The 14,835-nt window shown below is 37.9% G+C and carries 17 protein-coding genes and 1 pseudogene; 15 read left to right on the top strand and 3 right to left on the bottom strand.

Annotated elements, in window-relative coordinates; translation table 11 throughout:
* Nucleotides 1–164 precede the first annotated feature (164 nt).
* From L3V42_RS01730 to L3V42_RS01665, 15 genes and pseudogenes are all read left to right on the top strand, one after another.
* Nucleotides 165–1,823 (top strand): AMP-binding protein, encoded by a 1,659-nt coding sequence (locus L3V42_RS01730; protein WP_235762063.1) that lies wholly within the window; start codon nucleotides 165–167, stop codon nucleotides 1,821–1,823.
* A 33-nt stretch (nucleotides 1,824–1,856) separates the two neighbouring features.
* Nucleotides 1,857–3,395 (top strand): acyl-CoA carboxylase subunit beta, encoded by a 1,539-nt coding sequence (locus L3V42_RS01725; protein WP_235762064.1) that lies wholly within the window; start codon nucleotides 1,857–1,859, stop codon nucleotides 3,393–3,395.
* 152 nt (nucleotides 3,396–3,547) lie between these two features.
* Entirely contained in the window at nucleotides 3,548–4,528 is a 981-nt protein-coding gene (locus tag L3V42_RS01720) for an NADPH:quinone oxidoreductase family protein (protein ID WP_235762065.1), read from the top strand.
* Nucleotides 4,529–4,582: 54 nt separating this feature from the next.
* Nucleotides 4,583–5,326 (top strand): SDR family NAD(P)-dependent oxidoreductase, encoded by a 744-nt coding sequence (locus L3V42_RS01715; RefSeq protein ID WP_235762066.1) that lies wholly within the window; start codon nucleotides 4,583–4,585, stop codon nucleotides 5,324–5,326.
* Nucleotides 5,327–5,438: 112 nt separating this feature from the next.
* Nucleotides 5,439–5,561, top strand: a pseudogene (locus tag L3V42_RS01710) (ABC transporter permease subunit); the annotation flags it as partial.
* A 106-nt stretch (nucleotides 5,562–5,667) separates the two neighbouring features.
* The gene (locus L3V42_RS18235; protein ID WP_255770846.1) at nucleotides 5,668–6,222 is read left to right on the top strand and encodes an ABC transporter substrate-binding protein; all 555 of its coding nucleotides are present in this window, start codon (nucleotides 5,668–5,670) and stop codon (nucleotides 6,220–6,222) included.
* A gap of 29 nt (nucleotides 6,223–6,251) precedes the next feature.
* On the top strand, nucleotides 6,252–6,536 hold the full coding sequence (locus L3V42_RS18230) for a type 1 periplasmic-binding domain-containing protein (RefSeq protein ID WP_255770848.1): 285 nt from the start codon (nucleotides 6,252–6,254) through the stop codon (nucleotides 6,534–6,536).
* A gap of 93 nt (nucleotides 6,537–6,629) precedes the next feature.
* Complete coding sequence (locus L3V42_RS01700) at nucleotides 6,630–6,830, top strand: hypothetical protein (RefSeq protein WP_235762067.1); 201 nt, start codon at nucleotides 6,630–6,632, stop codon at nucleotides 6,828–6,830.
* 149 nt (nucleotides 6,831–6,979) lie between these two features.
* A complete protein-coding gene (locus L3V42_RS01695; protein ID WP_235762068.1) occupies nucleotides 6,980–8,155 on the top strand; it encodes an acyl-CoA dehydrogenase family protein in 1,176 nt (391 codons plus the stop codon).
* Nucleotides 8,156–8,175: 20 nt separating this feature from the next.
* Nucleotides 8,176–8,940 (top strand): 3-oxoacyl-ACP reductase FabG, encoded by a 765-nt coding sequence (gene fabG, locus L3V42_RS01690; RefSeq protein ID WP_235762069.1) that lies wholly within the window; start codon nucleotides 8,176–8,178, stop codon nucleotides 8,938–8,940.
* 32 nt (nucleotides 8,941–8,972) lie between these two features.
* Nucleotides 8,973–9,422 (top strand): MaoC family dehydratase N-terminal domain-containing protein, encoded by a 450-nt coding sequence (locus L3V42_RS01685; protein ID WP_235762070.1) that lies wholly within the window; start codon nucleotides 8,973–8,975, stop codon nucleotides 9,420–9,422.
* Nucleotides 9,419–9,823, top strand: a complete 405-nt coding sequence (locus tag L3V42_RS01680) for a MaoC/PaaZ C-terminal domain-containing protein (protein ID WP_235762071.1) — start codon at nucleotides 9,419–9,421, stop codon at nucleotides 9,821–9,823. The genes L3V42_RS01685 and L3V42_RS01680 overlap by 4 nt, the downstream gene beginning before the upstream one ends.
* A gap of 90 nt (nucleotides 9,824–9,913) precedes the next feature.
* Nucleotides 9,914–11,083 carry a thiolase family protein gene (locus tag L3V42_RS01675; protein WP_235762072.1) on the top strand — a complete coding sequence of 390 codons (1,170 nt, stop codon included), beginning with the start codon at nucleotides 9,914–9,916 and terminating at the stop codon, nucleotides 11,081–11,083.
* Nucleotides 11,084–11,137: 54 nt separating this feature from the next.
* On the top strand, nucleotides 11,138–11,560 hold the full coding sequence (locus tag L3V42_RS01670) for an acyl-CoA thioesterase (RefSeq protein WP_188856097.1): 423 nt from the start codon (nucleotides 11,138–11,140) through the stop codon (nucleotides 11,558–11,560).
* Nucleotides 11,561–11,615: 55 nt separating this feature from the next.
* Nucleotides 11,616–12,422, top strand: a complete 807-nt coding sequence (locus L3V42_RS01665) for an enoyl-CoA hydratase/isomerase family protein (RefSeq protein WP_235762073.1) — start codon at nucleotides 11,616–11,618, stop codon at nucleotides 12,420–12,422.
* A gap of 353 nt (nucleotides 12,423–12,775) precedes the next feature.
* Here the strand turns inward: L3V42_RS01665 and L3V42_RS01660 are convergent, their stop codons facing one another.
* The 3 genes from L3V42_RS01660 to L3V42_RS01650 all read right to left on the bottom strand — a co-directional run bounded on the left by L3V42_RS01660 (nucleotide 12,776) and on the right by L3V42_RS01650 (nucleotide 14,681).
* Nucleotides 12,776–13,126, bottom strand: coding sequence for a hypothetical protein (locus L3V42_RS01660; protein WP_235762074.1), 351 nt, complete (start codon nucleotides 13,124–13,126; stop codon nucleotides 12,776–12,778).
* A 203-nt stretch (nucleotides 13,127–13,329) separates the two neighbouring features.
* Nucleotides 13,330–14,283, bottom strand: coding sequence for a bile acid:sodium symporter family protein (locus L3V42_RS01655; protein ID WP_235762075.1), 954 nt, complete (start codon nucleotides 14,281–14,283; stop codon nucleotides 13,330–13,332).
* Nucleotides 14,284–14,375: 92 nt separating this feature from the next.
* Nucleotides 14,376–14,681, bottom strand: a complete 306-nt coding sequence (locus tag L3V42_RS01650) for an MGMT family protein (protein ID WP_238471110.1) — start codon at nucleotides 14,679–14,681, stop codon at nucleotides 14,376–14,378.
* Nucleotides 14,682–14,835: the final 154 nt, after the last annotated feature.

The following is a 14,835-nucleotide window of genomic DNA, read 5'->3' as shown; positions in this document are numbered from 1 at the left end:
TTAATATCAATAATTTTGTGAATGAAATTTTATTATCTACAAATCAGTAATAGAAAAAATAGGATGTAATGAACAATGAATCGTTATAGCTTACTGGGATGCTACCGTGGGATTGAAGAAGGGGTTACTTTCAGACAGGACTCTTATACCAGGAGGTAGAGCAAATGAAATCCATTTTAAAGAAAAGCTGGCCAAGTGATATGCAGGAAACATTGCACTATCGTCTAGGTGAGAAACCATTACATGAATATTTGCTACAAAACGCGATTAACCATCCACAACAAACTGCCTATACTTATTACGGAAACAATATTACTTGGCAACAACTAAGTGATAATTCCCGCCGATTTGCACAGTTTCTTAAAGGGGAGGATGTTTCAAAGGGCGATCGAATTGCATTATATATGCAGAACTGTCCCCAATATCTGATCTGTCATTATGCAATTCAAATGATTGGTGCAATAGTCGTGCCATTGAGCCCAATGTACAAGGAAGCAGAGCTCCTCTATTTTATTAATGAAGCTGAAATTAAGGCTATCATTTCGGCTCAGGAATTGTATGAACAAGTAGAAGCAGTAAAACAGCAGACGACCTCGCTCCAATTTATCATAACTACTCATTATACAGATTTCCTTCCTGAGGCGAAAACATTACCATTACCAGACGAATTAAAAATTGAAAAAAAGAAACTTAATAGTAATTTCGATTTACTAGAAGAAATACAATCAAATAATCCAATTTCAGAGACTGAACAGATTGATATATGGGAAGATGTTGGCTTGATGGTTTTTACCTCTGGAACAACGGGAAGGCCAAAAGCAGCGATGCTCACATATGGGAATGCTCTGTTTAAAACAGCCGCAACAGCTCAAGGATATCAAATGAAACAATCAGATATTACGTTGGCAGTTGCACCCCTTTGTCATATTGCTGGCATGGTGATGGGAGTTAATCTTCCTGTTTATAATTCTTTATCATGTATTTTGCTGACGCGTTTCGATGTAGAAACAGCTGTAAAGGCAATTGAAGATTATAAAGTAAATAAATTATATACGGTCGCTACAATGAATGCTGCTATTCTTAATTTCCCAGAGATTGAACAGAGGAATTTAACATCACTTGAACTAAACTTCGCAACAAGTTTTGGAACGAAAGTGGATCAAAACCTAGCCGAAGCTTGGGAGAAAGTCACTGGAGGCTGTGTACTTTTAGAAGCTTCTTACGGATTAAGTGAAACACATACATGTGATACATTTATGCCGATTGAAAATATTAAATTTGGAACTTGTGGTATTGCTACGTATGATACAGAAATACGTATTGTAGATATAGAAACAGGTGAAGACTTACCACCAGGAGTTCAAGGAGAAATTGTTATAAAAAATCCTGGAGTATTTAAAGGTTATTTAAATCGACCAGACGCAACAAAGGAAACACTAAAAGATGGTTGGGTGTTTACAGGTGATATTGGGATGCTTGATGAGGAAGGATTTCTATATTTTAATGGTCGGGTAAAAGAAATGATTAAATCATCAGGGTATAGTGTCTTTCCTGAAGATGTTGAAGCTTTATTGAATGATCATGAGGCAATTTTACAAGTAGCGGCTATCGGTGTGCCTGATAAAAATAGAGGAGAGAGTGTAAAAGCTTACATTGTATTGAATCCTGCTTATAAAGGAAAAGTTAGTGAAAGGGATATCATTAAATGGTCAAAGGAAAAAATGGCAGCATATAAGTACCCGCGTGATGTAGAATTCCTTGATAGCTTACCAGCAACAAGTTCTGGTAAAGTTCTACGCAGACTTTTAATAGAGGATAGATAAATAAATGGACTATAACGAAGAAGGAGAAATTATATGGACGGGATGATAGAGGAATTATGGGAGCGAAAAGAGCAAGCAAAGTATGGGGGTGGAAAAGAAAAGCTTGAAAGATTGCATAAACATGGTCATTTAACTGCTAGAGAGCGAATAGAAAAGCTTGTCGATCCGGATACATTTTTAGAAATAGGATTACTTGCCCATTCGGACCAATTAGGTTCTGAAGAGAAAAGTGCTGGTGATGGAATAATTACGGGTTTAGGTAAAGTAGAAGGAAGGCCAGTTGTATTGCAGGCAGCTGATAAAACAGTTCTTGCTGGAACGGAAGGAATGGTTTATTTTCGTAAATCAAAGGCAGCACATCAATTTGCCGTTAAGCGCGGATTTCCGTTATTGAATTTAATGGAAGGTGGAGGCTTAAGGATGCCTGATGGTATGGGGTCTGACGGGATAAGCCAGATGTTGTTTCCGCAAGAACTTTTGCTCCACAATCGTAAAGTTCCATTAATAACTGCAATTTTAGGAGATAGCTTTGGCGGCCCAACATGGACAGCTGTAACATCAGATTTTGTAACACAAGTAAAAGGAAGCGCGATGGCAGTAGCGGGGCCACGTATGTTGGAAGTCGCTACAGGTGAAAAGATTTCAAATGAAGCCCTCGGTGGTTGGGAAATTCATGCAAATTATACTGGGCAAGTAGATCGCTTTGTTACGAGTGAGGAAGACTCTATACAGGAAATGAAGGAATATTTAAGTTATATGCCACTACATTCAAGTGAAGAGCCGCCGGTTAAAGAGACAAAAGATGATCCATATAGAAGACTTGATGAGATTGTTAATCTCGTACCGACTAGACGACAACGTGCCTATGATATGAAAAAGGTTATTCGTCAAATTGTTGATGATGGGAATTACTTCGAATTAAAATCTTTATATGGAACTGCGCTTATAACTGTTTTTGCTCGTATTAATGGAAAAGTAGTAGGTATTATCGCAAATCAACCATTGAAATACGCGGGCGCAGCAGGCCCTAAGGAATGTGAAAAGGCGACTGAATTTATTTGTCTTTGTGATTCTTACCATATTCCACTTGTTTTCTTACATGATATTCCGGGGTTTAGAGTATCCGGTGAAGCTGAAAAATTAAAGATGCCTACAAAGATTATGATGTGGAATCAAGCTCTTGCGCAGTCAACAGTACCTAAAATTTCAATTGTTATTCGAAAGAGTATTGGTGCCGCTTATGGGAATATGTGCGGCCCAACAATGGGGGCTGATTTTGTAGTTGCTTGGCCAACAGCCGAGATAAATTTTACTGGCCCTGAAGTTGGTATAAATGTTGTTTATGGCCGTGACCTTCAACAATCGCAAAATGCGAAAGAGGAACGATTAAAATTATTAGAATCATGGAGTTTCGACAGTTCCCCATATAAAGCAGCAGGGAAACATCTTATTGACGATATCATCGATCCAAGAGACACAAGAAAGTTTCTTTCTCAAACATTAGAATATGCCTGCATGAAAAATGGATCCATGAGTGAACGTAGACTTGCTAATTGGCAGACAGGGTTTTAAGTATTGAGAGATAAAATCCAAAGTGAATAGGCTGAATATACCGTCTATAAATGCATTTTATAAGCAAACTATACGTTTAGTATAATTATTTTGGAAAACGATTTTTTTAAATTCGAAATATAGGATGAAGGAGCGAAGAAGGAGGAATTTTAATGCGTAATTGGAAGGTAACGAAATTAGGTAATCCACGAGAAGTATTAGAATTGCAAGACCATTCACGACCGTCTATTCAGGAAGGTGAAATACTGATTGAAGTAGAAGCCTCTTCACTTAATTTTTTTGATATATTACTTTGTCAGGGAAAGTATCAGGAAAAGCCCCCAATCCCATTTACGCCAGGAGCGGAGATTTCAGGAGTAATTCGTGAAATTGGAAAAAACACTCAGTTAAAAGTGGGGCAACGTGTGATCGCAACTCCTCCATTACCGGATGGAGGGTTATCTGAATGGGTGAGTGTTCCAGAGGAATCTGTTTATCCTATTGTAGATTCAATGGCTGCAACGGATGCTGTTGCAATGTTCATAACCTATCAAACTTCTTATTATGGGTTATATTACCGAGGTAATCTCCAAAAAGGGGAGGTACTTTTGGTGCATGCCGGTGCGGGTGGAGTAGGATCAGCAGCTATCCAACTTGGTAAGGCAAGGGGGGCAAAAGTAATAGCAACTGCCGGTGGTCCTGATAAAGTCCAGATATGTAAAAATCTTGGAGCGGACATAGCTATTGATTATATAATGGATGATTTTGTAGAGGTTGTGAAAAGTGAGACTAACGGGCGTGGAGCAGATGTTATCTATGACCCAGTAGGAGCAGACGTGTTTGATAGATCACGTAAATGTATTGCATTTGATGGACGTTTGTTAGTAATCGGTTTTGCTGGTGGACGCATACCTGAAGCACCTGTAAACCATGCACTCATTAAAAACTATTCAATTGTTGGTGTGCATTGGGGATTATTTGCACGGTTACACCCTAGTAAAGTAAGGGAAATCCATGCAGACTTAATGCGACTTTACGATGAAAAATCGATTTGCCCATTAATATATCAAGCGTATGATTTTAGAGAAGTTCCAGACGCATTAGAAATTTTAGCCGATAGGAAGACGTATGGGAAATTGATTGTTAAGCCATGAGGCCACTTATTTAATAAATAGGTTTAACAATCCAGATATTAAGGGGGGAAGTCTATGCGCTTAAAAAACAAAGTTGCAATCATTACCGGTGGCGGTGGAGATATCGGTAAGGCAACAGCGATTCGATTTGCAAGGGAAGGAGCAAGGGTGGTCGTCGTTGATTTAAATGAAAAGACTGCATGTGAAACCGTAAATCTAATAAGAAAGGAAAATGGAGAAGCTAATTGTATAAAGACTGACGTAACTAATGATCATGCAGTACAAAATATGATTCAAGAAACGATTGCTAAGTATGAACGGCTCGATATTATGTTTAATAATGCTGGAGTAAATAGTGTAGAGAAAAAATTGCCCGATGTTTCATTTGAGGAATGGAAGAAAGTTATGGATATAAATATAACAGGTGTATTTCTTGGTATGAAATATGCCATTCCGCATATGAAGTCGGGAGGTTCAATTATAAATACAGCAAGTATTGCAGGCATAAAAGGGCAAAAGTTAGTTGCGGCATATTCGGCATCAAAAAGCAGTGTTATTGCACTTACTAAATCGACAGCAACTGAATTTGGGAGGAAGAATATACGAATCAATGCCATTGCACCAGGAATAATTGAAACAAGTATGGTTGATGACTGGAGAAAGACGGATAAATGGCCAGTTTTATCTACAAATAACGCTTTAAAAAGAATCGGACAACCGGAAGAAATAGCGAATGCTGTATTATTCCTTGCTTCAGATGAAGCTTCCTTTATTACAGGAGAAACACTTGTAATTGATGGTGGTGCGCTTAATATTTAGCGACTACAAACATTAGAGATGTTATTCGTGAGTAAGCACTTGTTATAAATTAGAAAATTACATTCAAAAATTATTACCCCAACAGTAAATAGAAAAAAGAGGAGGGAAAATGATGGATTTATTTCTCCAGCAATTATTAAACGGGCTTTCTAATGGCAGTGTTTACAGTTTGGTGGCGCTAGGTTTGACAATGGTATTCGGAATTCTTCACGTTCCTAACTTTGCTCATGGTGCGTAAAAAAAGATGTTTGAAATTATTAAGCAGATTAATGAGGTTTAAAAGCATTTCTTGTTTTGGAATCCTATTGCTATTTGTATTCGGATTAGCAGCCTGTCTAGATATGTCTTCAAGTGACTCTGGGGATAAAAATAGTAGTGAAACGGAAGAAGCGCCAGAAACTCTAGAAACTCCAACATTAAGTGAAGGAGAGGAGATTGTTGAGATAGGTTACAGCGGACCATTAAGTGGCCCGGCTGCTCAATATGGAATTAACGTTATGAATGGACTAGAGATGGCTGCTGAGGAAATTAATGAAAATGGCTTTGAAGTGGATGGAACGACGTATAAACTTGAAATCGTTGCATTTGATGATCAATATTTACCAAATGAGACAGGCGTAAATGTGAAGCGAATGGTTTCGGAAAATGATCCTGTAGCAGTTTGGGTACCTCACAGTGGAGGAGTTTTTGCCACTCAAGAATTTAATGAAGAGGATAATTTCATTCTTATGGCATATACAAGTGAACCAAGACAATATGAACAAGGGAATGAGTTAATGATAGGAATCCCACCCCAATATAATGTTTGGACAGAACCATTTAGTCGATATCAAATCGAAAAATTTGGAAGTAAAATGGCACTCCTTCCTACAAACTCCCAATATGGTAAGGACTGACTGAATCAATTGTTCCTGTATGGGAAGAAATGGGGGGAGAAATCGTCTATGAAACTGAGATTGATTTTGCAAAGGAAACCGACTATTTTACCATAATGACCAACGCATTAAATGAAGATCCGGATGTGCTTTTTGTTGGGGGACCTTCAGAACCTACTGCGCTTGTTATAAAACAAGCCAAGGAATTGGGATTCGAGGGTGGATTTATGATTATGGACCAAGCAAAATTAGAGGAAATGTCTGGTTTCTTAGGAAGCTATGATCTGCTTAACGGTTCAATTGGTTCTCTTCCTATTGAGAGTAGTGATACTTAACAAAGTGACAGATTTGTAGAGACATATAAAAAGAATTTTGGTGAACCATACGCAACTTCTGAATCTGCACTAAATTATCAGAGTGTGTATGTTTTGGTAGAAGCAATGAAAGTTGCTGGTACAGTTGAAGACAGAAAGGCAATTATGGAAGCTGTAAATGAAGGGATAAAAAATATACCAGAGGATAATTTGGTTCTTCCACTTCATGAAATTGACGAAGTAGGAAGTCTTCAATGGAAATTTGATGCAGGCATTGTTGAAGATGGAGAGGTAGAAATATTTCCATTTGAATAACGGATGAAAATATTTTCAATCATTAAAGGAAAAATTAAACCAGTCTTGAATATATATAATAAAGGTAGGGGGAATTTTTCCTTATATTTTACACTAAACATACCAACTAGTTGGTATGAAGTGATTAATAAATAAGAGGAGTGCATGAAATGTATTTACGCCTGACAGATGAACAAAAAATGGTGCAAGAAACAATCCGAAAGTTTGTCGAAAAGGAATTGATACCTTTAGAAAATGAGGTCCTTCGTAATGAAATGGAAGGTAAGCCCAGTTTATCTAAAGAAAAACAAAATGAATTGCAATTGAAAGCAAAGGAAGCTGGATTTTGGGGGATCAATACACCCGCTGAATATGGGGGAGCAGATATTGGTCAAATGATGCTAGCAATTGTACAAATGGAAGTTTCAAAGTCTTTTGTCCCGTTTCAATTCGGTGGTACTGCAGATAACATTCTCTATTATGGAAATGAGGATCAAAAAGAACAGTATTTGATACCAACAATAAATGGTGAGAAGAAGTCATGCTTTGCTATGACGGAGCCTGGAGCGGGATCGGATACAAGAGGATTAAAAACAACCGCCGTAAAGGATGGAAATGAATGGGTAATAAATGGAGAAAAGACATTTATTACGGGAGGAAATGAAGCAGATTTTGTAATGGTTATGGCTGTGACAGATAAAGAAAAGCATCAACGTACAGGCACAGATGGGGTTACATGCTTTATTGTTGATCGGGAAATGGGTTGGAAATCAGAATATATTCATACAATGGGAGAATGGGGACCGGCAGGATTAGTGTTTGATAATGTACGTATTCCAAAAGAGAACATTCTAGGAGAAGTCGATGGTGGTTATCAGCTCGGCTTAGAATGGATTGGTTTTGCTAGATGGATTGTTGGTGCGACTGCTGTAGGAGCTAGCGAAAGGCTACTTCAAATGGCGATTGATTATTCTAAAGAAAGGAAGACATTTGGAAAGCCGATTGCTGACAGGCAAGCAATCCAGTGGCAAATCGCTGATTCGGCAGTAGAAATTGAAGCCGCAAAATGGCTCGTATTAAATGCTGCTTTTACGCTTGATCAGGGAGAAGATAACCGCCATTTAGCCTCAATAGCAAAGCTTTATGGAGCGAATATAGGTAATAATGTGGTGGATCGTGTTCTGCAAATTCATGGTGGCATGGGGTATACACGCGAGCTGCCAATTGAACGCTGGTATCGTGAAGCTAGATTATGGAGAATTTATGATGGCACGGATGAAATACAACGATTAATTATTTCTAGAAATCTTTTAAAGGGCCATGTTAAAGTAGGCCAATTTATATAAAAATAAGGGAGGAATTTTTTATGACGGGTAGATTTGATGGAAGAACTGCTTTTATAACAGGTGGAAGTAGAGGGATAGGTAAAGGTATCGCACAAAGGTTTGCTGAGGAAGAAGCTAAGGTAGGAATCATAGATATAAATGAAGCAGCTCTAAGTGAAACAATGAGAGAATTAGAAGAACAAGGTTATGAAGTTTTTTCAAAAGTCGTGGATGTCGTTAATGCTGATGAAGTAGAAGCTGCAATGAAGGAGTTTGTTACATCATTCGGCTCACTTGATATTCTAGTAAATAATGCTGGAATTATTCGTGATAATTTATTATTTAAGATGACTGATAGTGACTGGGAACAAGTAATGGATGTCCATCTAAAAGGAACATTTTATGCTTCACGTGCAGCTCAAAAATATATGGTGGATAAAAAATATGGCCGAATCATAAACGTTTCATCTACCTCGGCATTAGGGAATCGTGGACAGGCAAATTATGCAACAGCAAAAGCAGGATTACAAGGATTCACAAAAACGCTTGCAATTGAACTTGGAAAATATGGAATTACAGTAAATGCAGTAGCTCCAGGATTCATTGAAACGGAAATGACAAGAGAAACAGCTGAACGAATCGGTATTTCATTTGAAGAAATGGTGAAATTCAGTGTAGCTTCTATTCCTGTTGCTAGAAGTGGAAAGCCTGCTGATATTGCGAATACAGTAGCATTTTTTGCAGACGAACAGTCTTCATTTGTTAATGGTCAAGTCATTTATGTTGCTGGTGGACCAAAAGATTAAATCAATAAACATGAGAAAGGGGAGTTGTGTAAATGTTTAAAGATATAATTGGAAAAAGATCTGAAAAGGTAAAAAACACTGTTGAAAGGGGAGCGGTTAAGAAGTTTGCAGAAGCTATTGGCGATGTACATCCGATTTATGTGGATGAAGAATATGGCAAACAATCAAGATACGAGCAAAATATAGCACCCCCAACTTTTCCTCGAGTTTTCGACTATGGAGAAATAGAGGATTTTAACTTACCAAACGTCGGTCTTATTCATGGAGAGCAGATATATCATTATAAAAGGCCATTATTGGTAGGGGAAGAGGTTTATTGTTATACCGAAGTTCTTGATTACTATGAAAAAACAGGAAAGATGGGTCTTCTTAGTTTTGTAATATTACAAGGCAGTGGTGAGGATAAAGACGGAAAAATTATATATACGGAAAGGCAATCTGTAATTATAACGGAACCAGTAAGAAAGGAGTTGGTAAGATGACTAGCATCTTTGATTTACAAATTGGTGATTCATTGGAAGAGATTACACTTCATCCAGTTTCAAGAATTGATTTAATAAAATATGCAGGTGCATCTGGTGATTTTAATCCAATTCATACAATCGATGCCGAAGCTTCAAAGGCAGGATTACCTGGCATCATTGCTCATGGCATGTGGACAATGGGGAACCTAGCAAAATTATTTACACCTTATTTAGAAGAAGGATTTATTCAATATTATAAAATTCGCTTTGCAGGGATGGTTTTTCTAGAGGATGTTATAACACTTAAAGGGAAACTACAAAAAGAACGTGAAGGATTACTTGATTTTACTGTAGCGGCTGTGAATCAAGATGGAAAAGAGGTAATTAATGGAGCAATCACATTCAAGAAATATGTCTAAACCCGTATACTACCGAATTCCTTCTATTAAATGTCTGGATATATCAATAAGATATATGGATTAAAAGTAAAATCATAAGGAGAGTATCCAATGGAGAGAGATGCAGTTATCGTATCAGCTGTTCGAACAGCAATAGCAAGACAGGGTGGTGCTTTGGCAACTGTTCCGGCACATGTCTTTGGAGCAGAAGTTATTAAAGAAGCAATTAAGCGTACAGGTATTGATCCGCAATCTATCGATGATGTGATTCTTGGAAATGTATTAAGTGGTGGAGGAAATATTGCTAGGTTAACAGCCTTGCAAACGGAATTGTCAATGGAATTACCGGGTCTTACAATTGATCGCCAGTGCGGTTCAGGAATTAATGCTATTCATTTAGCTGCACAAGCAATTCGAGCAGGAGATGGTGATATTTATGTTGCTGGTGGTACAGAGAGTATGAGTCGTGCACCATATTTGATGGACAGAGCTGAAGGGGCATATAGTTCAGCACCACCACAGTTTCGCGGCTCTCAACTTTCACCAAAGGAAATAGGCGATCCACCAATGGGCATAACGGCAGAAAATTTGGTGAGAAAATATGGAATTAGTAGAGAAGAGCAGGATGAATTTTCATTACGGAGTCAACAAAGAATGGCTAAAGCAATGGAAGAAGGACGCTTTGAGGAACAAATTGTACCAATTAGCGTTCCAGTTCGAAAAGGGGAACCCATTGTTTTTAAAACGGATGAACATCCTCGGCCGGAGACGACAATCGAAGGGTTATCTAAATTACAACCGGCTTTTCTAAAAGGAGGAACAGTGACAGCAGGGAGCAGTTCAGGATTAAACGATGCTGCATCGGCTCTTGTGATTATGTCAAGAGAAAAGGCAGAAGAATTAGGTGTTCAGCCATTGGCAACGATCCGCGCTTCAGCAGTTGCTGGCGTCGATCCGAATATTATGGGGATAGGTCCCGTTCCAGCTACTAGAAAGGTTATGGAGAAGTCGGGCCTTCATTTAAATGAGATGGATATTATTGAATTAAATGAAGCTTTCGCAGCACAAGTAATTGCCTGTGATAGGGAACTTCATTTAGATCCGGAAAAATTAAATGTTAATGGCGGTGCTATTTCTCATGGGCATCCACTAGGAGCCACAGGAGCAATTCTTGCAACAAAAGCTGTCTATGAATTAAGACGTGCAAATGGGAGATACGCACTTATCACCGCCTGTATCGGTGGAGGCCAGGGTATTGCAACAATTATTGAGGCGGAATAGCTAGGTTGATAGATTTTGGGTTTTCAACATTAATTTAATTTTAGGGAGGTTACCATGACAAAATCATTTGATATAGAGGTATTTGTTCGATTTGCGGAAACAGATGCAGCTGGTCATATAAATAACACAAGTTATTTTTTATATTTTGAAGAAGCACGGACAAAGTTTTTCTATGAAATTGGAATTGGAAAGACTAATAAAAATCCATTGATGATTAATTTTATTTTAGCTTCCACTAAATGTGATTATATATCACAAGCTTTTGGAGGCAAAATATTAAAGGTTTCTACTATTGTTACAGATATTGGAACAAAGAGCTTTACGGTACATCATGAAATTACAAATAGTAAAGAAGAAGTGGTTGCTCGTGCCACAGCTACATTAGTTTGTTTTAATTATGCAGAGCAAAAAACTGAACCCATTCCAGATTCAATTAGGAATAAACTTGAAGAAGTTTTTAGTGGGGTAAGTAAGTGATTCACTCATTAAAAAGTCTGCTTTTAATAAATGAACTAAAAGGAGAATGAAAATAATGAAAAACACTCAAAGTGAAGATTTAATTATAACAATTAACGCAGGGATAATGCATCTTACACTAAATCGACCGGAAAGTTTAAATGCCTTTAGCCCAGAAATGATGGAGGCCTTAATAAATGCTTTTAAGCTTGCTAAAAACGACAAAACAATACGAGTTGTTGTCCTATCAGGTTCAGGACGATCATTTAGCTCTGGTGGAGATGTAAAGACTATGGGAAAGAAAGCGCCGTTAGAAGCCTATGATCATATTGGAACATTGAATGAATTAATTCTATTGATGAGGGACTTAGAAAAGCCAATTATTGCGGCAGTACATGGCTTTGCAGCTGGAGCTGGGTTTAATTTAGCATTGGCAAGTGATCTTATACTAGCTGCAGATAACAGTAAATTTGCTTTAAGTTTTTCAAGAGTTGGCTTAATATCTGATGGTGGTGGATTATATTTCTTGCCAAGATTATTAGGTCCCTATCTTGCTAAAGAACTATTATTCAGTGCAGAACCGATTACTGCTGAGAAAGCACATGCATTGGGTATTGTTAATCACATTTATCCACTAGATGACTTTCAAATTAAGGTGAATGAATTTGCTGGCAAGTTAGCTTTAGGTCCTACTATTGCATATGGCTTTATAAAAAAGATTACTAATCAATCTTATAATTCTACACTAGATGAAATACTTGAACTAGAACGTATTGCCCAAGCATCTCTTATTACTACGGAAGATCATGAAGAAGGTGTTCAAGCATTCAAGGAAAAACGCCAACCTAACTTTGGTAAAACAATAGAGAAAGCACAAACTTGAATCGTTAAGAAAAAAGTCTTTGCCCCCCTTTTAGAGAGGATTATGCTAGTAACGCCATAATGAGCGAAAATGTTAATCATGCATTAATTTATCTTCTCGGCTGTTTCGTGCAGATCAGTAAATAACTTTGGGAGAAATTAAAAATAGAGTAAAAAAGGATAAGAAACACAAAAACTTTAGTGAACAAATGAAACAGCCGAGAATTCATTATTCATATGGGTTCAAGGCTGTTTCTTATTTTATTAACTGAAGAACTCAGGGTATTTTATTAGATTAATGAATTTAGCCGCTTGTAAAGGGGAATTTCAAAGTAAATCATTTCGGCTTTATTTGATAAAGTTGAGATATACCTATCACCGCTCCGCCAAAATGTCTTGAATAATTTCCACGTGCACAACAGCCCATGCTTTTTCTTTAAAGTGTAAGATTAAACTAATACTAAGCAGGACTAAATAAAGAAAAGCGAAAATCATCCAATTCGAGCTTCCATCGTGAAAAAGAAAGTTTTCAAGCGGGTTAGCAAAGAGAAAAAGGAGCCAGGGAATAGCAGTTGCTAAGATTGGAATGATCCCTGTGCCGTTCTTTTCTTTCGCGATTTGATAATAAATTAATTGTAATGTTTCCTTGTCCAGTGTTTCGTAAAACACTTTGATTGCATGCGTTTCTTGTAAATATCGACTCTTTTTTATCTCTGCGGTTGGCATCTCTTTTAAACGAAGATAGAGTTTATGTGCGTCTCCACGGCTAGAAAATTTCAGAGAACATCCTCCTCCTACTTTAGAGTGTATGCTATTATCTTTTCACAAAAAGAGGCGGAATCATACATAGAAATCGAGTTCCTTATGGAAAAAGCCTGCATAATAGGGAGGTTAACCCTATCACGCAGGCTTTAAAATGGTAAAAGATATTAGGCAATCTCTTTATCGTCCGAATCATCTTGACTTCTTTTTGCCCACCAGTTTGCAAGAAGTGGTCCTGAAATATTATGCCAGACACTAAAGATGGCACCAGGTACGGCAGCAATTGGCGAAAAGTGCGCGAGACCAAGAGATGCGGCAAGTCCGGAGTTTTGCATCCCGACTTCGATGGAAATCGCTTTTTGATCTTTAAAATCAAGCTTAAGTGCTTTAGCAGCAATATACCCAAGTAAATATCCGATACAATTATGTAAGACAACAACTGCAAAAATCAACAGCCCAGAAGTTACAATCGATTCCTTGTTGACTGCTACAACAGCTGCAGCAACTGCAACAATTCCGACTACGGATATGAGTGGCAAGACATCCATGCTCTTATTGACTTGCTTGCTGAATAGCATGCGGATAACGACACCTAAAATAATAGGCAATAATACAACTTGAACAATTGATATGAACATACCCATAAAGGAAACCGATAACCACTGGCTTGCGAGTAGATAGGTGAGTGTAGGCGTCATAATCGGTGCAAGCAAGGTGGAAACTGCTGTTATTGTTACAGATAATGCAGTATTTCCCTTTGCCATAAATGTCATAACGTTGGAAGATGTACCTCCAGGACAACAACCTACCAAAATTACCCCAGCTGCAATTTCAGGTGGTAAGTTAAAGGCATATGCAAGTGCAAAAGCCGTAAGTGGCATGATCGTATATTGGAAAACAACACCAATCAGCACGCTTTTTGGAGCAAGAAATACACCTTTAAAATCATCGACGGTTAAGGTCAGCCCCATCCCGAACATAATAATACCTAATAATAGCGATACATGTGGTGCAATCCACGCAAAACCTTGCGGGATAAAGAAACTAAGCACTGCAAAAATAATAACCCATAAAGCAAATGTGCTCGTCGCAAATCTGCTTACTTTGCCTAATGTTTGCAAAACTAATTACCTACCTTTCCATAAAAACTATAAATATTGCGAAATTTATAGTATGTATAATTAAAAATAATAGCATAAATAAGCTGTTTAATCTAGGCTTCTACTCTGTATTTCTTTAAATCAACTCTTCCCTTATCGTCAACTTCAACACCTTCTGCTTCTAAAGACAAGCGCTGTTCATTGAACTTTTCTTCTTCTTTCATCGCAATCTGACCTTTCGCATTAATAACCCGATGCCATGGCAGGTGATATTTTCTGCTCATCGTATGCAAGATACGGGCAACTTGCCGAGCCGCTCGTGGATTCCCTGCGAGTTTTGCAATTTGACCATATGTCATCACTTTTCCCTCAGGGATATCTTTAATAATTTGAATGACTTTTTCTGTAAAGGGTAGCATTAAAATCTCCTCTCTTACTGAAAATCAACTGATAATTGCTTTCATTCAGCGTAAGTGTCCATCCCGCAGGAAGCGGTTTTCTTCCGAGGCAGACTAAGTTCGCCACGTCCTGTGCGCCTGAGCTAAGGCCGTGCCTAAGGATGCGCATCGGTCC

Source organism: Oceanobacillus alkalisoli, assembly GCF_022213125.1.
Lineage (GTDB): Bacteria > Bacillota > Bacilli > Bacillales > Amphibacillaceae > Oceanobacillus > Oceanobacillus alkalisoli.
The sequence above is the reverse complement of the archived record's forward strand: the minus strand, read 5'-3'. Positions and strand labels throughout refer to the sequence as shown.

What these genes read in the sequence shown, in the direction of transcription:
- L3V42_RS01725 (WP_235762064.1), top strand. Translation starts at nt 1,857, where the DNA reads ATGGACGGGATGATAGAGGAATTATGGGAGCGAAAAGAGCAAGCAAAG.
- L3V42_RS01720 (WP_235762065.1), top strand. Translation starts at nt 3,548, where the DNA reads ATGCGTAATTGGAAGGTAACGAAATTAGGTAATCCACGAGAAGTATTA.
- L3V42_RS01670 (WP_188856097.1), top strand. Translation starts at nt 11,138, where the DNA reads ATGACAAAATCATTTGATATAGAGGTATTTGTTCGATTTGCGGAAACA.
- L3V42_RS01730 (WP_235762063.1), top strand. Translation starts at nt 165, where the DNA reads ATGAAATCCATTTTAAAGAAAAGCTGGCCAAGTGATATGCAGGAAACA.
- L3V42_RS01695 (WP_235762068.1), top strand. Translation starts at nt 6,980, where the DNA reads ATGTATTTACGCCTGACAGATGAACAAAAAATGGTGCAAGAAACAATC.
- L3V42_RS01715 (WP_235762066.1), top strand. Translation starts at nt 4,583, where the DNA reads ATGCGCTTAAAAAACAAAGTTGCAATCATTACCGGTGGCGGTGGAGAT.
- L3V42_RS18235 (WP_255770846.1), top strand. Translation starts at nt 5,668, where the DNA reads ATGTCTTCAAGTGACTCTGGGGATAAAAATAGTAGTGAAACGGAAGAA.
- L3V42_RS01685 (WP_235762070.1), top strand. Translation starts at nt 8,973, where the DNA reads ATGTTTAAAGATATAATTGGAAAAAGATCTGAAAAGGTAAAAAACACT.
- fabG (WP_235762069.1), top strand. Translation starts at nt 8,176, where the DNA reads ATGACGGGTAGATTTGATGGAAGAACTGCTTTTATAACAGGTGGAAGT.
- L3V42_RS01665 (WP_235762073.1), top strand. Translation starts at nt 11,616, where the DNA reads ATGAAAAACACTCAAAGTGAAGATTTAATTATAACAATTAACGCAGGG.
- L3V42_RS01680 (WP_235762071.1), top strand. Translation starts at nt 9,419, where the DNA reads ATGACTAGCATCTTTGATTTACAAATTGGTGATTCATTGGAAGAGATT.
- L3V42_RS18230 (WP_255770848.1), top strand. Translation starts at nt 6,252, where the DNA reads ATGGGGGGAGAAATCGTCTATGAAACTGAGATTGATTTTGCAAAGGAA.
- L3V42_RS01675 (WP_235762072.1), top strand. Translation starts at nt 9,914, where the DNA reads ATGGAGAGAGATGCAGTTATCGTATCAGCTGTTCGAACAGCAATAGCA.
- L3V42_RS01650 (WP_238471110.1), bottom strand. Translation starts at nt 14,681, where the DNA reads ATGCTACCCTTTACAGAAAAAGTCATTCAAATTATTAAAGATATCCCT.
- L3V42_RS01660 (WP_235762074.1), bottom strand. Translation starts at nt 13,126, where the DNA reads ATGCCAACCGCAGAGATAAAAAAGAGTCGATATTTACAAGAAACGCAT.